We start from the raw sequence: 18,777 nt of genomic DNA, 5'->3' as shown, positions 1-18,777 counted from the left end.
TACGGGCACTGGCGGCGGGACAGGTGGCGGTACTGGCGGTGGCACCGGTGGTGGTACTGACGGTGGCACGGGTGGCGGCACAGGCGGTGGCACTGATGGCGGCACTGGCGGTGGCACCGGTGGCGGTACTGGCGGCGGCACCGGTGGCGGCACTGGCGGCGGCACTGGCGGTGGTACAGGTGGCGGTACTGGTGGAGGCACAGGCGGTGGAACAGGCGGTGGCACCGGTGGCGGCACTGGCGGTGGCACCGGTGGCGGCACTGGCGGTGGCACGGGTGGCGGCACGGGTGGCGGCACAGGTTCGACCACAACGCCTCTGGTCACCGGCCAGATTGCCGGGACCCTGGGCACGACCGTCGGTAATGTCGGCGCAGCTGTCGGTGACCTTGGCTCTACCTTGAATAACGTGCCAATTGTCGGCGTCACTGCTGGCGGCCTGGTCACAGCTACCGGCAGCGCGGTTACCAGCATTGGTACCGGCGTCACCGCTGGCCTTGGCTCGCTGGGCACCAACAGCAACTCCCTGGGCATCACTGTCGCCGGTGTAGGCGACGGCGTTGCCGACTTGGGCACCGGCGTCTCGAACACCGGCAAATCCCTGGGCACTACCTTGGGTGGCATTCCGGTGGTGGGCGGCTTGACTGGCGGTGTCGGCGGTGCAGTGGGCGGCGTGGTGGATAAAGCCGGCCAGGCCGTGACCATGCTCGGCGATACCCTCAGCACGGCCAGCACCACGGGACCGCTGGGTTCGCTGACCAACACCGTGGGCGGCAAAGTCCTGGTGCCAGTGGTCTCCCTGGTGGAAAACACCACCGGCAACCTCGGCAAGGCCACCGGCTTGGGTAACCCAGTCAATGGTCTGCTGGATAAAGTCGGCTCCACCGTGACAGGCCTTGGCGGTCAAGTTGCCAGTGCCGGCGGCACCGGCAACCCAGTGACCACTATCGTGGGTGGCGCGTTGACCGGCGTCGGCGGTGTGCTCGATAAATCGGGCGGCTATGTGGCACCGGCCAGCGGCGCTTCGGCACCTGGCTTGCCTGAACTGGTGGGCGGCCTGGTTGCCAACGTGGGCAACGGCCTGAATGCGGGCAACACCAACGGCACTGTCAGTGCCGCGGGTATAACCGGCGGCGCACTCGGCGGCACTGTTGCCTCCGTCGGCACGCTCCTTGGCGGCACTGGCGTAGCCAACACCGCCGCCACCGCACCGGTAGCCGGCTTGGCGACTAACGTCGGTGCAGCGCTGAACCCTGTGACCACTGGCGTGGCCAGCCTGACGCAAAACATCGGCACCACCACCGGGCTCGGTGCGCCGGTCAATGGCCTGGTGACTCAAGTCGGCGGCGCTGTCAGCGGCATCGGCGCCAACCTGACCGCAGCCAACGCCAACCCCATCACCAATGCCGTGGGCACCACCGTCACGACTGTCGGCAACACCGTAGGCTCGGTGGGTGGCTTGGTCACCGGCGGCACTGCAAGCGGTGGCGGCCTGCTCGGCGGCTTGACCGTCGGTGCCGGCGCATCGGCTGGCGGCACTGCAAGCACGGGTACAAGCGGCGGCCTGGGCGGTCTGTTGAATGGCCTGACCGGCAAAAAATAGAATTGCACCTGGCCGATTAGACGGCCTCCCCTACAGCGCCTACGCTTGGTTGAGACGAGAGACCCTTATAAGTCTCTCGTCTTTTTTATGGGCCGGCACTTTTACCGGCTTGGCCCTCCCGAACCGCGTCCCAGAACCCGGCGGGCCCGTAACGCTGCTGCAGTTTGACCATGGAGTGTCCTATGCGCGTGTTGACGCCGTTGTTATTGCTTACCCTCAGTGCTTACGTCCAGGCCGAGACCCTTCCCAGCTTCCTCAACAGCAACGACACCATCCGCACGCTGCCGGTGCCCAACCTGCCGGCCGATGCCTACCGCCCCGTCACACCCAAGACCCAGGTACCGGAGGCCTCGCCTACCCAGGGCCAACCGTTGTTGATGGACACCAAAGTCACCATCCGCAAACTGCAGATCGAGGGCGGCACGATCTACCCGCTGGACGAGACGGCCAAGGCCTACGCGCCGCTGATTGGCCACGAGACCAACCTCGCGCAATTGATCGAAGCCACACGCAGCATCACCCGTCGTTATCAGGACGACGGCTACCTCTTGTCCTATGCGTTCCTGCCGCAACAGACCTTCGAAAACGGTTTGGTGCGCGTGGTGCTGGTGGAGGGTTACATCAAGGACTACCAGCAAAGCGGCGACATCGGTTCGGTCTCGGCCTACGTCGACAAGCTGGCCAATAAGCTCCTCGGCGAACGCCCGCTCACGCGCAAGACGTTCGAACGCTACACCACCCTGATGAGCCGCATCCCCGGCGTGACCCTGCAAGCGCAAGTGCCGCCGCCGGGCACCACCGACGGCGCCACGCACATGGTCATCCAGGCCAGCCGCAAACCCTTCACCACCAGCATGAGCCTGGTCGACGAAAACCGTGGCGGCACGCAAGCCTTGCTCACCGCCACCAGCAACTCACAGACCTCCATGGGCGAGCAGATCAACATCAGCGGCCTGTTCCCGCCAGGTGATGACAAAGAACATTACTACCGCGTGGGTTACAGCCAGTTCATCAACGCCGAGGGCACCCAATTGGCCGTTGGCGCCGAGCGTTACCGTGCCGACCCCCGAAGCAACATCCAACTGGACGGTGGCTTCGAGCTCAAGCCGCACCAGTCGATCGATCGCTACACCATCGGCTTCACCCACCCGCTGATTGCCTCGCCCAACGAGTCGCTGACCCTCGGCGCGCGCGTGTACGCGGTGGATCAAACCACGCGCTATCAACTGGTCGGTTACCCACAGCGCTTCGACATCGATACAGACCTGCGCGCGTTTGCATTCGAGGGCGACTGGCGCAAGTCCGACACCCGACAACTGCGCATTCTCAGCGCCGGTCTATACCAAGGCATCAATGGCCTGGGCGCCAGCACCCACAGCGACCTCGGCACCGCGACACCGGATCTGGATTTCTTCCGCCTGCGCCTCTCCGGCGTGCAGAGCGACAAGTTCTTCGATAACTGGCAAGGCGTGCTCTCGGGCGCGTTCTACTGGAGCGACAACACGTTGCCCGACAGCGAGCGCGCGACCTTCGGTGGGCAGAACTTCGGCCGTGGCTACCCGGACGACCAGGGCTCGGGCGACAAGGGCTGGGGGGTGGCGTATGAGGTCAACTACAGCTTCAACCGCGCCGGCGAGTGGGTGAAAGTGTTGCAACCTTATGTGGTGCTCGACCGCGCCAAGACCTGGTTCAACGAACTTCCGGTCAAGGGCAACGACATGTCATCGGCGGCCGTGGGCCTGCGCTTTGGCGACAACAAGTACTACAACATTGCACTGGAAGCGGCCAAGCCGATGTCGGACATCGCCCTGGACAGTTTCAACCGGCGGCCGCGGTACACCTTGAGCTTCAGCTATCAGCTGTGAGCGTGAAGCCAACCCTGGCGATTGTAATGAGCCCGCTCACCAAAAAAAGCAGGCATGCCACAGCACGCCTGCCCATCACTAAGCCTGTGTCTACAACTGGGATTTTTTCAGCGGAAAGAGGCTGTTCAGGGTGTCGATCAACCGCACCAGATAGATGGGTTTGCGAAACAGATCCAGCACCTGCAGGCGCAGCATATCGCTGACGTCATCCATCTCCGCATGGCCCGACATCACGATCACCGGCAAATGCTGGCGGTCGGTATGTTCGCGCAGGCGCTTGATCAGCGAGATACCACTTTCCTCAGGCATGCGCAGGTCGGTGATGACCAGGGCAATGTCGGGGTTCAGGGTGAGTTCCTGCAACGCGAAGGTCACAGAGGTGGCGGTAAAACAAACGAAGCCCTCGTTCTCCAGCGACTCCGCCAGTTCAACGAGGGCATCTTCTTCGTCGTCCACCAACAGGATCTGTTGGCGAAAAGGTACAGCAGCATTCATGGGCACTACCTGGAATTGCCGATCAGTGACGAGTGTACTCACAGGAGGCCGGTTGAAACTCAACCTCCGGCTGGGGTAAGAGCAGCCCCGATGCGAGTAAAGAAGGCGGTGATCTGAGGCCCCAACGTGGTCCCGGCTGCCAGTATCACCAGCGCCACAATCGCCACGAGAATGAGGTATTCAATGGCCGTCGCGCCGTCTTTGCGACGAAAAAGCAGCTGGAGTTGAACGTGAAGTTTCATCAACAGATCAAGGAACATAGTGCTTCTCCTTTGGCGCCTGTGCGCCCTCTCACGGTGCTGCGTCATGGTGCTGCACGGTAATTGCGTTGTGCCACCTGAGCATTGTCAACAAACCCCAGCCTCACAACTGTAAGAACTGATTAATCACAAAGTAGTGAGTGTTTTATTGACGCCGTAAAGCTGTGATTTCAAAGGCGGCGTTATTGCGCACGGAAGAAATCTTTCTGTCAGTAATGGCATTTTGTCCTAGCTGAACTACCTTCAAATAGCGAAATAGTTAGTCAAATGTTCATAGCAGCCAGGTTGCGAAACTAGCCTGTTCGGATCGTCAGGTTTTGGTGCAACAGGAAAAGGAGAGCCGTCATGAACACGCGTCTCAGCATGGTGTTGGCCGGTGTGCTGTTGGTCGGCGCGTTGTTTGCCGGCTACTGGGGCTTGGTGCTCAGCCGCGAGCCCGCGCCGGCGCCGCCACCCGCGCCCGCTGCCGCGCCTGTCGAAAAAGCCGTCGCCGTGGTGGAAGACCAGACCCGTCAACCGGTGGTGGTGCTCGCTCATGATGTGCCGCCCTTTGTCGCGCTGAATGCTGCCGACCTCAGCGTCGAAAAACTGCGCACGGTGCCGGCAGGCAGCATGACCAGCGTTGACCAAGCCATCGGCCGCACGCCATGGCGAGCCCTACGCGCCGGCACTTGGTTAAATGAAGAAAGTTTCACCCCCGGCGGCCCGTTGGCTCGGATGATTCGCCCGGACGAGCGCGCCCTGGCTGTCGCCGTCGACGAAGTGATTGGCGCCGCCGGTCAACTCAGCCCCGGCGACTATGTGGACGTACTGCTGTACCTGCGCCAGGACGCTGCCAACCTCGAACAATCGGCGCAAGTGGTGGTGCCCGCCATGCGCCTGCTCAGCGTCGGCGATCAAATGGGCCTGACCAACGACGGCACGCCCGCCTCCCCTCCAGCGATCACCGCCGAAGAAAAAGCCCAACGCCACGCGCCCTCCCGCACGGTAGTGCTGGCTGTGCCGGAGCAACTGCTGAGCCGGCTGATGCTGGCCGCCCAGGCCGGCACCTTGCGCCTGGCCGTGCGCAGCAGCGAAGAGCGTTTACTGAGCCATTACTGGGCCGGCGAACGTGATGCACCAGACAAATTGCAAAGCGCCAACCGCGACCTGTTCCAGTTCACCCAACTCGCCTTCGCCCAGGCCCCGAAAAAGCTCGCCCAGGGTGGCCCGCGCCGCGCCGGCGTCGAGGTGATACGGGGCAATCAAGCCACCCAACAAACGCCCGATTGAACAAGGATGCATTGCATGAGCCGACGTTTCGCACCGGTGTTCACGCTGAAAATCGCCTGCGCCCTGATGCTGTCGAACCTGCCGGTGGGGCTGGCGCTGGCCGCCTCAGGCAATTGCGGCAGCCTGGGCCAACTGCCCGCCGCCTTGTCGGTGGGCGAAGGCTTGCAACAGGAACTGCAGTCACCGGTCGCGATCACGCGCCTGGCGATCGGCGACCCTAAAGTGGCCGATGTGCACCTCAATGGCGACCGTGGCTTCCTGCTGACCGGCGTTGCTTCCGGTACCACCAGCCTGATGGTCTGGACGGCCTGCTCGAACACGCCGCGCCAGAGCATGGTGTTCGTCAAGGGCAAGGCCACCTCGGCGCTGACCAGCCTGTCATTGTCGCCCTCGGATGACCCCACGCTGCCAAGCCAGGTACAGACCGATATCCGCTTTGTGGAAGTCAGCCGCACCAAGCTCAAGGAGGCCAGCACCTCGATCTTCGGGCGCGGCGGCAACTTCCTGTTCGGCAGCCCGAGCAACGTGTCCAACCCGGTGAGCACACCCTTTCGCGGCAACCTGCCGGTCAACGGCGACACCTTCAATATCGGCTTCGGCGGCGGGCGTGTCTCGGCTATGATCAACGCCCTGGAAAGCAGCGGTTTTGCTTACACCCTGGCGCGCCCGAGCCTGGTGGCCATGAGCGGTCAGAGCGCGACCTTTTTGGCCGGCGGCGAAGTGCCGATCCCGGTGCCCAGCAGCGGCAGCAACAGCATTTCGATCGAGTACAAGGAGTTCGGCATACGCTTGACCCTGACCCCGACCGTGATCGACCACAACCGGATTTCCCTCAAGGTGGCACCGGAAGTCAGCGAGCTGGACTACACCAACGCGGTGATCATCCAGAACATCTCGGTGCCCGCGCTGACCATCCGCCGCACCGACACCAGCGTGTCGCTGGCCGATGGCGAAAGCTTCGTGATCAGCGGCCTGATCAGCAGCAACAACACCACCAACATCAGCAAGTTTCCCGGCCTGGGTGACATCCCGATCCTGGGCGCGTTCTTTCGCGATTCTTCGGTCAACCGCCAGGACAAAGAGCTGTTGATGATCGTCACGCCGCACCTGGTGCAGCCGTTGGCGGCCAACGCCCAGCTACCGTCGCTGCCGGGCGAGAAGCTGCGCAATTACGACCCGAACTGGTACCGCCTGTACTTCCTGGAAAACGGCAATTTCGACAGCAGCAATGGGTTGTCACAATGAGCGATAGCTTGAGCCAGACGTTTCTGGCAATCACCCGCAACACCACTGACCTGGAGTGGCTGCAGGGCGCACTGGCGCCGCTTGGCCAAGTGATCAGCGCCGGCAGCGGCACCCTTGACGAGTTGCTGGCCCTTGTCGACGTGACCTTCGCCAACCTGGTATTTATCGGCCTCGACCGCGAGCACGTCGTCGCCCAAAGCGCATTGATCGAAGGCGCGCTGGAGGCCAAGCCGATGCTGGCGATCGTCGCACTCGGTGACGGCATGGACAACCAGTTGGTGCTCAACGCGATGCGCGCCGGCGCGCGGGATTTTGTCGCCTATGGCTCCCGCTCCAGCGAAGTGGCCGGGCTGGTGCGCCGCCTGAGCAAACGCCTGCCACCTGTCACTACTAACACGCAGCTGGGCGGCCTCACCGTGCTCTACGGCACGCAAAGCAACGCCGACGGCGCACTGCTGACCAGCCACTTGGCGCTGGTCGTACAAAAGAGCGGCCAACATACTTTGCTGCTGGATCTGGGCCTGCCCCGGGGCGACAGCCTGGCGTTGCTGGGGCTGGAAAGCTCGTTCAATTTCGGTGACGCATTGCGCCATCTCCGGCGGCTGGACACCACCTTGATCAACAGCGCGTTTACCTCGGCCGAAGACGGCCTGCGCATTCTTGCCTACGCCCCCGCGGATGAACCGTTGGAACTGACCAGCGCCGCCGAGCTGTACATGCTGCTCAGCGCTTTGCGCCAGCACTTCCAGCACATTGTGGTGAACCTCGCCGGCCAGCCGGACAGCGAAGCGCTGCGCACGTTTGTCAGCCACTGCGACAAACTGTTGTGGTACACCGACCAAAGCGTGCTGGACTGCCGGCGCAACCTCGCCGTGCTGAACCAGTGGCGCGAAAAAGGCATGAAGCTGGAGCACGCCAAGCTGTTGGTCGACGGTTACATCAAAGGCTGCGCGCCCGACGCCGAGGCACTCGGCAAGAGTTTCGGCCTGGAAGTAATCGCAGTGCTGCCATTAAGCCCGGAGGTGCGCCTGAATGCGAAGAACCAGGGGCAAACCCTGTTCGCGCTGGCCCCGCGAGAAGCGCTCACCCACGTCCTGAGAACCCTCGGCGAGCGCCTGGCAAAACGCTCGGAGGGCATTAAGGCACACTCCAGCACCTGGCTTGAACGCCTGCTGAGAACCGCCAAATGAACGGCGAAAAACTCTTCGGTTCTCCCGCGCGCGGCCTCGGTGGCAACACCGACCACGACGGGCTGAAACTGGTGCTGCATCGCTACATCATCGACGCCATCGAAGAGTCGGGGAAGAACCTGCTGGAGGGTTCACGCCAGCTGTTGGCGCAGTTTGTGATCGACAAAGTCGCCGAATACATCAACCGCATGCACCTGGCGATCTCCCGTTATGAAATGGAGCGCCTGGCCGAAGAAATCGTCGACGAGCTGACCGGTTTCGGCCCGCTGGAAGTGCTGCTGCGCGACCCGTCCGTGACCGAAATCCTGGTCAACGGCCCGCACCGGGTGTTTATCGAGCGTGACGGCTTGCTGCACCAGAGCGACTTGCGCTTTATCGACGCCCACCATGTGGAGCGCGTGATGCAGCGCATCCTTGCGCCACTGGGCCGGCGCCTGGATGAGTCATCGCCGATGGTCGATGCGCGTTTGCCCGATGGCAGCCGGGTCAATGCGATCATCCCGCCGATTGCGCTGGACGGGCCGTGCCTGTCGATTCGAAAGTTTCGCAAGGACATGCTCAAGAGCAGCGACTTGGTGGCCATGCAGACCATCGACCAGAACATCTTCGACTTCTTCCAGGAAGCGGTGGGCAAGCGCTGCAACATCCTCATCAGCGGCGGCACCGGCACCGGTAAAACCACGCTGTTGAACATTCTCAGCCAACTGATCAACCCCCATGAACGCCTCGTGACCATCGAAGACGTGGCCGAACTGCAACTGGGCCACCCACACGTGGTGCGCCTGGAAACCCGCCCGCCGAACGCCGAGGGGCACGGCGAGGTCAAGGCCAGCGACCTGATCCGCAACGCCCTGCGGATGCGCCCCGACCGCATTATTCTCGGTGAGATCCGTGGCGTGGAAGTGCTCGATGTACTGACCGCCATGAACACCGGCCACGACGGTTCCATGAGTACCGTGCACGCCAACAACGCCGCCGACGCCCTGCTGCGCCTGGAAACCCTGGTGGGTTTGACCGGGCGTGTGGTGGCGGAAAAAACCCTGCGCCAGATGATCTGCGCGGCGCTGGATGTGGTGATTCAATTGACCCGGCTGCCGGACGGCCGTCGCTGCGTCAGCGAAGTCGTCGAGGTGGTGGGCATACGCGAAGACGTGTACGTGACCAACACTCTGTTTCGCCATGACCGGCGCACCGGCTTCGGTTTCCTGCGTGAGGCGGTCAACCCCGCCGGTGAGAAACTGCGCCGCGAATCGGCATTGCCTTGAAAGGAGCGCGACCATGACCGGGGCCATCCTGTTGCTGATTTGCCTGATCCTGATCGGCCTGTCGATTCGGTCCTTTCAAAACGGCCTGCGCCGCGCCCAGACCGAGCGCGTGCTGGGCCGTCTCGCCGAAGGCCAGCCCCAACTCACCGAAGAGGCCGGCCAATGGAGCAGCGTGGAGCGCATGTTCCTGCGCGCAGGCCTGGGCAAACCGAGTGACAGCCTCGGCCTGTGGCTGACGGCATGGGCCCTGGGCGTGGTGCTTGGGTTGATCGTCGCCAGTTGGCTCGGCCTGCTGGTGATGCTGGTTTTGCCACCGTTGCTGCTGCGCCTGTACATCGCCTGGCGCTATCAACGGCACGTCAAACGCATGATCGAACAACTGCCGCAATTGCTTGACCACACCGTGCGCAGCCTCAAGGCCGGGCGCACCCTGGCGGACGCGGTGCTGGGCGGCATCGAGGTCACCGAAGCGCCCTTGAAACTCGCCATGGGCCGTATCCAGCGCAACGTGCAGCTGGGCGTCAGCCTGCCGGAGTCCGCCCACGATTTCGCCGAATTCTACGAACGTGATGAGTTTCGCTTGTTCGCGCTGGGGCTGAAGGTCAACCACCGCTACGGCGGTAATGCCAGTGAGCTGTTGGAAAACCTGATCAAGATGATCCGTGAGCGCGAGCAGGCTGCACGCCAATTGCGCGCGCTGACCGGCGAAACCCGGGTGACCGCCTATGTGCTCACCGCCCTGCCCATCTCCATGGTCGGCTACTTCCTCGCGGTGAACCCCGCGTACTTGATGACCATGTGGAACGACAGCACCGGCCGCATGCTGCTATTCGTGGCCCTGGGCATGCAGGTATTGGGCTGTTTCACCTTGTGGCGCATGTTCCGGAGCGTATGAGATGGCTATTTCACTGCTGATCAGCGCTGTACTGTTCCTGGCCGCCCTGGTGCTGGTGCTTGCCAACCTGATGAAGCACCGGCGCGGCCAACGCTTGGTCGCCCAACGCCTGCAAGGCCAGATGGGCCGTGAAAACACCTTCGGCAGCGTGATGCGGCAACTGGGCAACAGCCCGATCGCGCAACGCTCGGTCAGCCTGGACAACGAAACCCAGATTCTGCTCAACCGCATCGGCTGGCGAAAATCCAGCCAGCGCTCGATGTTCGCCGCCTTCCAGATCGGCACACCGTTGGTGCTGATGAGCATCGTCCTGGTGGCCCAAGAGGTGCTGTTTCCCAGGGTTGCCTCGCCGTGGCTGGCACCCTTGATCGCCCTGGGCGTCGGCTACCTGTTGCCCAAGCGCATCCTCGCCAGCGCCGCCAAGGCACGGCAACAGCAGATCTCGCGAGAGGTATCGACCTTCATTCCGCTGCTGCGCATCCTGTTTGAATCCGGCATGGCGGTCGAGCAAGCGCTGCGCGTGCTGAGCATTGAGGCGCAGCGCCTGCTGCCGGCATTGACCCTTGAATTGCGCGTGATCCTCACGCGGGTCGATTCCGGCCTGGAGCTGAGCGAGGAACTGGGCAAGACCGCCAGGCTGTTGGCCGTGGATGAATTCAGCGACACCTGCATCATCCTCCAGCAACTGGTTCAGCAAGGCGGCGGCGCGATGAAATCGCTGCTGTCGCTCAAGCAATTGCTCGACGACCGACGCCTGACGCGGATCCAGGAATTCGTCTCCAAGATGTCGGCAAAAATGTCAGTGGTGATGATGGTGTTTTTGTTTCCAGCCCTGCTGATCGTGCTTGGGGGGCCGGCGTTCATCGGCATCACCCGAGCCTTGAGTAACTTATGAGGAGCGCCCGATGAAAGCCTTGATAGCCGGTTTGAGCCTGTTGCTGCTGGGCGGTTGCGCCACCAACGGCCAAACCCCATGGAGCGCCCTGACGGCCACCGGCAGTTGCCCCAAGCCGGGTTCCGATCAGGAACTGTCGCTGAACCTGGCCGATGAAATGGCCAACGACGGCAAGCTGCACGCCAGCCTGGCCAACCTGCAGAGCTTGCCGGCCAACCTGCCCCAGGTGCGCTTGCGCCAGGCCAAGGCTTATCGTTTGCTCGGCCGCAGCGAGGCAGAGCCGCTGTACCGCAGCTTGATCGGCACGTGCATGGCCGCCGAAGGGGAACACGGCCTGGGCCAACTGGCCTCGGCCAAGGGCGATAACGGCCAAGCCATGGCCCATTTGCAGCGCGCTGCACGTTTGGCGCCAACGGACGAAAAAATCCGCAATGACCTGGGCGTGGTGTACCTCAACCAACTGCGCCTGGAAGACGCCCGTTTTGAATTCATGACCGCCATGGAACTCAAGCAAAGCGACCCGCTGGCGGCGATCAATCTGGTGACCTTGCTGATCTACCAGGACAACTGGAAGCAGGCCGCGCAATTGACCAGCCAAATGGGCCTGAGCCCTGAACAGGTGACCGAAGCTCAAGCCCGGGCCGAGAAACTCAAGCGCCCAGGCGCCCCCGTCGCCCCCGTCGCCCAGGCGAAGGACCAAGTCGCCACGGTCAGTGATGCCACCAGCAACCCGAGGAATTGATAATGAACCTGACTTATCTCGCCAGCCTGGCAGCGCTGGCACTGCCGCTGAGCGTCATGGCCATAGAGCCCGGCCCTTCGTCTCCACAGCAAGCCGTTACCGAAAGCTGGCTGACACTTCAGTCCAGTGGGAAAGTGGCGTCAACCACGCCACAGAAGGCTTCCGCCGCCGAGCGCGACCAAGCCGCCCAGCGTTGGCTGGAAAGCTTCAAGCATCCGATTCCGGAATATTTTGAACAGAAGGTGGGAGGCAAAACTGAGGGCAGTAACTGACTGAGCGCAGAGACAACTGTGGGAGCACGCTCGCTCCCACAGTCTTGACCGGTCAGTGCGCCGTCACGCGCTGGCGCATCGCCGAGTTGTTGGGTGACAGCGCCAGTGCCAATTGCGTGCGGTTATGCATGTGAGTCAGGCGCAACACCTGGGACACGTAGAGCTTCACGGTGTTCTCGGTGATGCCCAGTTCACAGGCGATCTGATAATTGGTCTGCCCCTTGCCCACCAGCCGTGCGACGTCGAGCTGACGCGGCGACAACTGGTTGAAGATCGCCGGAATTTCCACCGGGCCGGCATCCTCCGCAGCCCCCTCTTCGCCGTCCTGCCCTGGCGGGCTGCGGCGCACCTTGTCGAGGTCCTGGTACAGGTCGTTGATCGACTCGGAAAGAAACTGCAGCTTCTGGTTCAAATTCCCCAGTTGCAGGTCCTTTTTGCGATCTTCCAGGGCGGCTTCCTGGCGCTGCAAACCTTCGAGCAGCTCGTCGAGGTTGATCGGCTTCTGGTAGTAGTCCGCGATCCCCGCGCGCAGCGCCTTGATCACGTCCTGCTTGTCGGCGCGACCGGTCAACATGATCGCTTCGAAGGCGCGCTTTTTACCCGCGACCTTTTGCAGGGCCTGGACCAACTCGATACCGTCCATGTCCGGCATATGCAGGTCACACAGCACCAGGCCGATCTCGACGTCTTCGCTGAAACGCTGCAACGCCTGCTGGCTGGATTCACACGGGACGCAGCGGAAACCGCTGCTTTCAAGAAACTCACAGAGCTCTTCCACGATCAGGGGTTGATCATCGACAACGAGCACCTTTACTGCAGAGGTAAGCTTGTTCACACGCAACTCCATGCCCTGGAAAGCCAAAAGATTGACCCATTCCCTACGACGAATATTCCTACACAACTTCTAATTAAACGTAGACCTACTTTCCGACTATGTACATAGCGTTAATCACGTCAGACGATTAATGGATCCAAAACCAGACAGCCGCGAATCCCACCAGTAAAAACGGGGCAAAAGGTAATTTTTTTGACGGGTTCGGCGCCAGAAAACCCATGGCATTTTTAAGTCCTTGACTCATATGAGGCCACAGCTTTGGCGCCACTAAAAGCCAGAGCACATTGGCAATCGCAGCCCCGATAAACGCGCCCAGCAGGTACTCGGCATCCGAAGCCAACGCCAAGGCGGCTAGCAGCTTCACATCCCCGGCACCGAGGCGGCCCAGGGCATAGCCCGGCAAGGTCAGCAGCAGCGCCAGAAAAAACGCCCACAGCCCCTGCCCGGCTGTCGCACCGAGCCAGGTGGTGCCCGTCCAGCACAGGTAAATCAACGCCAGCAGGGCAGCGCCGAGTGTCAGGCGATTGGCGAGCATCCGCTGCCGCACGTCCTGCACTGCACACACCCCCAACCACACACACACCACTGCGCCATGGATCACGTAAAAAACATCCCTTTTCGCTGAATGATTCTATGCTGATATCAAGTAGTAGCCGTCAGGGTAGACGCGGTGATGAAAACAGGCCTCCCCCGCAAGCAAAAAGGCACGGCAGCGATCGAGTTCATTGGCGTGTTCGTGATTTTTTTCGCCGTGTTCTACGGGATGGTCAGCTATAGCCTGCCGTTGCTGTTATTGCAGTCATTCAACCAGGCCACCGCCGAAGCCGTGCGCCAGAGCGTGGGGCTGGACCCGACCATGCCGGGCTACACTGCCGCCGTGCAGAGCACCGCCAAACTCGCAATCACTCAACGTTTATCGTGGATCCCCAACGCCTATAAATTTGATGCCGCGACGCAGGTCACCGCGACCTTCACCGGCGGCCTGTTGTCCGTTGCGATCAATTACCCGACCGCCAACCTCCAAGCGGTGATGCCGTTTATCATCCTGCCCGGCATTGGCACCGTGCCGCGCCTGCCGACGACGCTGCAAGCCCAGTCGAGCCTGCAGTTTTGACCTCCGGGGACAAACTCTTCGGGCGCCTGCTCGGCCGAAGTGGCGCGCTGGCCATCGCCCCGCCTGCATCACCTTGCGCCGGCTTGCACCTGCACCTGGACGCACACGGTGGCGTGCTCGACATCAGCGGCACGCTGCGCTCCCAGCTGGCTAAACACGCGCCTGCACCACCGCACCTGCAGGAACTGCTGTGTGCGCACAGCGCCTTGGCTGTTGAAGGGGTTCCCGCCGATTGGCAACGTCATAGCCTTGACCTGGATTTTCAGGGCGTCGCCGGGCAAATCCTGCACACCCGAGGCACGCTTGAACCCCACGACAACGGCTGGCTGCTGCATGCAGTGGACATCGGCGACTTGCTTGGCGGCCGGCAACTGGCCGAGCAGCGTGAGCAGAATCAACAACTGATCAGCTTGGTGAGTGAACAACTGCGCGTGTGCAGCCTCAGCCGACTGCCCGACGTGTTCAACGAACAGCTGAGCAGCATCGCGCAGCGCTGGCGCATTCCCTGCGTGGCGCTCGCGTTGCTCGATCAAGAGGACCAGGGCTGGTCGATCTACAGCCAGTACGCCAACCACGACGCACCGCTGTTCTGGCACACCGGACAGCGCCTCGGCACGTGCCTGGACAGCCTCGACGGCACCAGCCCGCTGAGCTTGCAGGCGCCTTACGGGCGTGGTGAACACCCGCGCTTGCACAGCGTGTTCGGGAATGCCGATGGCTTCCTGGTGCCCTATCGCGATGGCCAAGGCATCGCCGCGTGGTTGTTGTGCGGCGCCTACAACGGCCAACCGCACACCCGCGACCGCGACTGGCTGAACCTTGCCGCCGCCCTCGCCGCACCGTTGCTCAGCCGCCTGCGCGAACACCGCCACCACCAACAACTCGAACGCCTGGAAGCCCTGCAAGGTTTGCTCGGCACCGGCTGGTGGGAGTTACTGCCTGCCAGTGGCGAAATCCAGCTCGCACCTCAATTGATGCGCAACCTCGACCCGGGCGAGGGCCCCACCCGCCAAGCGCTGGAAACCTGGCTGAACCTGATACACCCCGCCGACCGCCAGGAACTGCACAGCCGCCTGCGCGACGTGCAGACCCTGGGCAAACCCTTGCTCGCCAGCGTGCGCCTCAACCGTGACGACAGCGCCCAGGCACCCACCTGGTACCGCGTGCAGGGCCAGGTGCTCGGCGCAGGCGAACAGCGGCGTTGCATCGGCTTCATGCTCGACATCAGCGACATCAAGAACCAGCAACTGGAAGCCGCCGCCGCCCATGCGCGCCTGGACAACCTGATCGCCAGCTCCCCGGCGGTGATCTACGTGCAGCGCTATGTGAGCGGGGCCCTGCAACCGGTGTTCTTCAGTGACAGCCTGCTGCCGCTGCTGGGCCGCACTCTTGCCGAATGCACCCACGACAGCCTGGTGCAATGGGTACACCCCGACGACCGCGACCTGTACTTCCAGCGCACCCGCCAATTGCTGCGCGAGGGCAGCGTGCGCAGCCGTTATCGGGTGCAGGACAAACAGGGCGATTACCACTGGCTGCTCGACGAAGCCAAGTTGCTGCGTGACGACCTCGGCGTGCCGGTGGAAGCTGTCGGCCTGTGGCTGGATGTCACCGACGCAACTCTCGCGGCGCAGCAGATCAAGGACAGCGAAGAGCGCTACCGCATCCTGGTGGAAGACTCCCCGGCGATGATCTGTCGCTACCGGCCGGACCTGACGCTGACCTTCGGCAACACGCCGTTGGCCAATTACCTGGAATGCCTGCCTGCACAACTGCAGGGCGTGAACCTGGGGCATTGGCTGTCAGCCGAACAGCGCGCGGCCTTTGTACAGCGCATCCGCCAACTGACGCCGGAATTCCCCGTCAGCACCGCCGAAATCAGCCTGCAACTGCCTGGCCGCGAACACGCCTGGTGGGTGTGGTCGGACCGCGGCGTCTTCGACGAGCACGGCGTCTTGGTGGAAGTGCAGGCCGTGGGCCGTGACAACACCGAAGTGCGGCGTTCCCAGCAACAACTGACCCAAAGCGCGAAAATGGCGACCCTGGGCGAAATGGCCACCGGCCTCGCCCACGAGATCAACCAGCCGCTCAACGTGATGCGCATGGCCATCGTCAATGTGCTCAAGCGCTTGAGCAATGGCGATGTACACATCGATTACCTGACCGAAAAACTCCAGCGCATCGACGCCCAGGTACAGCGCGCGGCACGGGTGGTGGACCATATGCGCGTGTTCGGCCGCCGCTCCGAAGTCGAGCAGCAGCCGTTTGACCCGGCGCAGGCGGTCGAGGGCACCCTGTCGTTGCTCAGCGAAGGCCTGCGCGGCAAAGGTGTAGAGGTGCGCCTGACCCAAGTGGACATTCCGGTGCAGGTCAAAGGCTACGTCGACCAGCTTGAGCAAGTGCTGATCAACCTGATGGTCAACGCCCGCGACGCGCTGCTGAGCCAGCGTGAAAAGTCCTCCGAACTGCGCCCGTGGATCGCAGTGCACACCGAGCATGACAGCCGTCACGTGCGCATTTGGATCGAGGACAACGGCGGCGGCATCGACCCACGGCTGCTGGAGCGCATCTTCGAACCGTTCTTCACCACCAAGCCGATCGGCGTGGGCACCGGTTTGGGCTTGTCGGTGAGCTACGGCATTGTGGAAAACATGGGCGGGCGTTTAAGCGTCAGCAATGGTGAATACGGCGCACGCTTTTGTGTGGAACTGCCAAGGGCCACTGACGTTTAAATCACCAGGTAAGCGCCGGCGCTCTGGCCGCAGGTCAGGTTGGCGCCGACGTTCACGTTCGCCAGGCTGATGCCCAGGCTGTTCAACAGATTGTTGAGGATGGGGTTGAGCAGCGGACCCAGCAGGTTATCCACTACCGGCGTCACAATGGCGCTGACGCTGCCGAGTAACGACACGGTGTTGGCTACCAGGCTGCCCAACGGGTTACTCCCCACCGGCTGATACGCGGTGATACCGACGCCATTGAGGGTCGTGGAGAGGCTGCTGACTACATTGGTGGCAGGCGCGGCGGCCTGATAGGTCGGCCCGAGGCCGACATTCGGGGGCGTGGCAAACGGTGTGGTGCTGGAAAACACCTGGGTTTGCACACTCCCTGCAATCGGGCTTTGCACCTTGATCGCGATGCCACCTGCGGCATACGGCACCCGCGCGTTGCACGAGCCGATCACGACAACCATATGGCAGAGCTTGGTGCCGATATCGACCAGCCGCATCGGGTCGACCGTCATGGGCTGCGTGGTCGAAAACGCATTGCTGATGGTGCCGACGTTCAGCGACGCCACCGACGTGGTGGTGGTGGTGGTCAGGCTCTTGGTGCCGGCGCTGCCAGTCGGGCAGCTGTAGCCAGTGACATAACTGCTCGCGCCCCCCGCATCGAGCACGACATTGAGCGGCAAATTGCCGGGTAACAGCAGTAAATCCAGCTGCTCACAACCGGCGCCGAGCAAACACAGCGCCGAATTGATCGTGGTCACCAGGTTCAGGCTCAACAGGCCGTTAAGCACCGGGGTCAGCGGGCCCACGAGGTTATTCACCGCCGTGTTCAACCCCGACAAACTGCTGAGCACCGGCAAGCTGACCGTCACTTCGGTGCGCACCTGCGCGGTCCGCACATAAATCTTGTTCGGCCCCAGCGGATTGGCCGCCGCCAGCGCCGGGTTGCCGATGGCCGATAACTGCGGCGGCTCGATCACCTTGACCTGAGTGGTGATATTGGCCAGCCCCAGCAGGCTCACGGGCAGGGTCGCCGCCACCGCGCTCTGGCTGTTGGACAGTTGCACAACGCCCTGAATCAGCTGGAACACTTGCAGGTTGGCATTCAGCGCCGCGGCCGTGGTGCCCGTCTGCAATTGCAGGATCTGGCCCAAGGTCAGCGGTGCCTGATTGATCGCCGCGATTTGCAGGTTGCCCAGGGCGGTCAGCACATCGGCTGTCGCGCCGTTGGCGGTGAGCACCGTAATCGCCGCTTGAATCAGCTGCGAAGCGGTGACGTTGGTGTTGAGCAACTGGGTGTAGTTGCCGGCGGCCACATTGAGGTTGATCGCCAACTGATTGAGGTAGCTGAGCAGGTTGATATTGGTGTTGAGCAAACCATTCCAGCCGGCCAGCGTCAGGTTGACGTTGCCGCCAAGCAAACCGGCAAACAGGGGGTTCAGCAGACTCGCGCTGGCGCTGTTGACACTCGCCAGGGTGCTGTTGATGGTCAACTGGGCCAGGGTCGGCGTTGACGCCGCCACCGCTGTCGCCGTCAACGCCGTGTTGAGACTGACCGGGTTGCCGGAAAACAGCGCCCAGACCCCGCCGGCCACGCTGGTCGTCACGGTTTTGCTGACCACCACCTGAACCGCCGATGACACCGCCGCGTTTGCACCAAATACACGCCGGCCCGACGCGGCGGTGGTCACGGCGCCGCAACTGGTCACCAAGGTATTGCCGTTGCCCACCACAAAATAATTACGCGCCACGCTCTGCGCCGCGTAGGCCGCCGCCGTCAGGCCCGTTAGGCACGTGCCACCGCGGCTCACGGCCTCCAGCGCGGCGGTGTCTGCCACGCCTTGCAGCTTGCGTTTTTCCAGGTACAGACGACCGCTGTCGACCACCAATAAGGTGAACACCAATACCAGCGCCAACACGCCGACGGCCATCAAGCCAATGGCTCCGCGCTGCTTGTCGTGAAGGTGGGGAGACATCGAGCACTCCTGTGCCGGCGAGTCGCCGAGCGCTTACTCTCCTGGGGTGTAAGTGAGTGTAGACAAGGGCTGGGGTGCTCGCTGACCCGAACGTGCAGGAAATCCAATGGGGGAGCGGGCTTGCCCGCGA

General features: G+C 62.6%; 17 protein-coding genes. 12 read left to right on the top strand and 5 right to left on the bottom strand.

Features of this window, described 5'->3' with window-relative positions; genetic code table 11:
- Both WBB95_RS26040 and WBB95_RS26035 read left to right on the top strand, forming a co-directional pair.
- On the top strand, nt 1-1,600 hold a 1,600-nt coding region (locus tag WBB95_RS26040; protein ID WP_424490191.1), incomplete at its 5' end, for a collagen-like triple helix repeat-containing protein.
- A gap of 182 nt (nt 1,601-1,782) precedes the next feature.
- Nucleotides 1,783-3,465, top strand: a complete 1,683-nt coding sequence (locus tag WBB95_RS26035) for a ShlB/FhaC/HecB family hemolysin secretion/activation protein (protein ID WP_424490190.1) — start codon at nt 1,783-1,785, stop codon at nt 3,463-3,465.
- A gap of 90 nt (nt 3,466-3,555) precedes the next feature.
- Here the strand turns inward: WBB95_RS26035 and WBB95_RS26030 are convergent, their stop codons facing one another.
- Together WBB95_RS26030 and WBB95_RS26025 are read right to left on the bottom strand one after the other, a co-directional pair.
- Nucleotides 3,556-3,960 carry a response regulator gene (locus tag WBB95_RS26030; RefSeq protein ID WP_424490189.1) on the bottom strand — a complete coding sequence of 135 codons (405 nt, stop codon included), beginning with the start codon at nt 3,958-3,960 and terminating at the stop codon, nt 3,556-3,558.
- Nucleotides 3,961-4,019: 59 nt separating this feature from the next.
- The gene (locus WBB95_RS26025; protein WP_424490188.1) at nt 4,020-4,220 is read right to left on the bottom strand and encodes a Flp family type IVb pilin; all 201 of its coding nucleotides are present in this window, start codon (nt 4,218-4,220) and stop codon (nt 4,020-4,022) included.
- 345 nt (nt 4,221-4,565) lie between these two features.
- Here WBB95_RS26025 and cpaB point away from each other — a divergent pair, with 345 nt between their 5' ends.
- Genes cpaB through WBB95_RS25985 form a run of 8 tightly spaced genes read left to right on the top strand, consistent with a single transcriptional unit; the run spans nt 4,566 to nt 11,996 of the window.
- Complete coding sequence (gene cpaB / locus WBB95_RS26020; RefSeq protein ID WP_424490187.1) at nt 4,566-5,492, top strand: Flp pilus assembly protein CpaB; 927 nt, start codon at nt 4,566-4,568, stop codon at nt 5,490-5,492.
- Nucleotides 5,493-5,507: 15 nt separating this feature from the next.
- On the top strand, nt 5,508-6,737 hold the full coding sequence (locus WBB95_RS26015; protein ID WP_424490186.1) for a type II and III secretion system protein family protein: 1,230 nt from the start codon (nt 5,508-5,510) through the stop codon (nt 6,735-6,737).
- On the top strand, nt 6,734-7,927 hold the full coding sequence (locus WBB95_RS26010) for a pilus assembly protein (protein WP_424490185.1): 1,194 nt from the start codon (nt 6,734-6,736) through the stop codon (nt 7,925-7,927). The genes WBB95_RS26015 and WBB95_RS26010 overlap by 4 nt, the downstream gene beginning before the upstream one ends.
- The gene (locus tag WBB95_RS26005; protein WP_424490184.1) at nt 7,924-9,192 is read left to right on the top strand and encodes a CpaF family protein; all 1,269 of its coding nucleotides are present in this window, start codon (nt 7,924-7,926) and stop codon (nt 9,190-9,192) included. Before WBB95_RS26010 ends, WBB95_RS26005 begins: the two co-directional genes overlap by 4 nt.
- Before the next feature lie 13 nt (nt 9,193-9,205).
- Entirely contained in the window at nt 9,206-10,087 is an 882-nt protein-coding gene (locus tag WBB95_RS26000) for a type II secretion system F family protein (RefSeq protein ID WP_424490183.1), read from the top strand.
- Nucleotide 10,088: 1 nt separating this feature from the next.
- Nucleotides 10,089-10,982, top strand: a complete 894-nt coding sequence (locus tag WBB95_RS25995) for a type II secretion system F family protein (RefSeq protein ID WP_424490182.1) — start codon at nt 10,089-10,091, stop codon at nt 10,980-10,982.
- Between the two features lie 10 nt (nt 10,983-10,992).
- On the top strand, nt 10,993-11,724 hold the full coding sequence (locus tag WBB95_RS25990; RefSeq protein WP_424490181.1) for a tetratricopeptide repeat protein: 732 nt from the start codon (nt 10,993-10,995) through the stop codon (nt 11,722-11,724).
- A gap of 2 nt (nt 11,725-11,726) precedes the next feature.
- Entirely contained in the window at nt 11,727-11,996 is a 270-nt protein-coding gene (locus WBB95_RS25985; RefSeq protein ID WP_424490180.1) for a DUF3613 domain-containing protein, read from the top strand.
- Nucleotides 11,997-12,048: 52 nt separating this feature from the next.
- Here WBB95_RS25985 and WBB95_RS25980 read toward each other — a convergent pair whose 3' ends face one another.
- Together WBB95_RS25980 and WBB95_RS25975 are read right to left on the bottom strand one after the other, a co-directional pair.
- Entirely contained in the window at nt 12,049-12,831 is a 783-nt protein-coding gene (locus WBB95_RS25980) for a response regulator transcription factor (RefSeq protein WP_424490179.1), read from the bottom strand.
- A gap of 127 nt (nt 12,832-12,958) precedes the next feature.
- Nucleotides 12,959-13,432: a prepilin peptidase gene (locus WBB95_RS25975; RefSeq protein WP_424490178.1), complete on the bottom strand. Its 474-nt coding sequence runs from the start codon at nt 13,430-13,432 to the stop codon at nt 12,959-12,961.
- 72 nt (nt 13,433-13,504) lie between these two features.
- Here WBB95_RS25975 and WBB95_RS25970 point away from each other — a divergent pair, with 72 nt between their 5' ends.
- Both WBB95_RS25970 and WBB95_RS25965 read left to right on the top strand, forming a co-directional pair.
- Entirely contained in the window at nt 13,505-13,945 is a 441-nt protein-coding gene (locus WBB95_RS25970) for a TadE family protein (RefSeq protein ID WP_424490177.1), read from the top strand.
- Nucleotides 13,942-16,677, top strand: a complete 2,736-nt coding sequence (locus WBB95_RS25965; RefSeq protein ID WP_424490176.1) for a PAS domain-containing sensor histidine kinase — start codon at nt 13,942-13,944, stop codon at nt 16,675-16,677. The genes WBB95_RS25970 and WBB95_RS25965 overlap by 4 nt, the downstream gene beginning before the upstream one ends.
- Here WBB95_RS25965 and WBB95_RS25960 read toward each other — a convergent pair.
- Nucleotides 16,674-18,647 carry a pilus assembly protein TadG-related protein gene (locus WBB95_RS25960; RefSeq protein ID WP_424490175.1) on the bottom strand — a complete coding sequence of 658 codons (1,974 nt, stop codon included), beginning with the start codon at nt 18,645-18,647 and terminating at the stop codon, nt 16,674-16,676. The two genes, WBB95_RS25965 and WBB95_RS25960, sit on opposite strands and share 4 nt — an antisense overlap.
- Nucleotides 18,648-18,777: the final 130 nt, after the last annotated feature.

It is taken from the genome of Pseudomonas sp., assembly GCF_049645325.1.
Taxonomy (GTDB): domain Bacteria; phylum Pseudomonadota; class Gammaproteobacteria; order Pseudomonadales; family Pseudomonadaceae; genus Aquipseudomonas.
This window is presented reverse-complemented; position numbering and strand designations above follow the sequence as displayed.

Bases quoted from the DNA above. Each gene is read 5' to 3' on its own strand.
- WBB95_RS26035 (WP_424490190.1), top strand. From the start codon at position 1,783: ATGCGCGTGTTGACGCCGTTGTTATTGCTTACCCTCAGTGCTTACGTC.
- WBB95_RS26030 (WP_424490189.1), bottom strand. From the start codon at position 3,960: ATGAATGCTGCTGTACCTTTTCGCCAACAGATCCTGTTGGTGGACGAC.
- WBB95_RS26025 (WP_424490188.1), bottom strand. From the start codon at position 4,220: ATGTTCCTTGATCTGTTGATGAAACTTCACGTTCAACTCCAGCTGCTT.
- cpaB (WP_424490187.1), top strand. From the start codon at position 4,566: ATGAACACGCGTCTCAGCATGGTGTTGGCCGGTGTGCTGTTGGTCGGC.
- WBB95_RS26015 (WP_424490186.1), top strand. From the start codon at position 5,508: ATGAGCCGACGTTTCGCACCGGTGTTCACGCTGAAAATCGCCTGCGCC.
- WBB95_RS26010 (WP_424490185.1), top strand. From the start codon at position 6,734: ATGAGCGATAGCTTGAGCCAGACGTTTCTGGCAATCACCCGCAACACC.
- WBB95_RS26005 (WP_424490184.1), top strand. From the start codon at position 7,924: ATGAACGGCGAAAAACTCTTCGGTTCTCCCGCGCGCGGCCTCGGTGGC.
- WBB95_RS26000 (WP_424490183.1), top strand. From the start codon at position 9,206: ATGACCGGGGCCATCCTGTTGCTGATTTGCCTGATCCTGATCGGCCTG.
- WBB95_RS25995 (WP_424490182.1), top strand. From the start codon at position 10,089: ATGGCTATTTCACTGCTGATCAGCGCTGTACTGTTCCTGGCCGCCCTG.
- WBB95_RS25990 (WP_424490181.1), top strand. From the start codon at position 10,993: ATGAAAGCCTTGATAGCCGGTTTGAGCCTGTTGCTGCTGGGCGGTTGC.
- WBB95_RS25985 (WP_424490180.1), top strand. From the start codon at position 11,727: ATGAACCTGACTTATCTCGCCAGCCTGGCAGCGCTGGCACTGCCGCTG.
- WBB95_RS25970 (WP_424490177.1), top strand. From the start codon at position 13,505: ATGAAAACAGGCCTCCCCCGCAAGCAAAAAGGCACGGCAGCGATCGAG.
- WBB95_RS25960 (WP_424490175.1), bottom strand. From the start codon at position 18,647: ATGTCTCCCCACCTTCACGACAAGCAGCGCGGAGCCATTGGCTTGATG.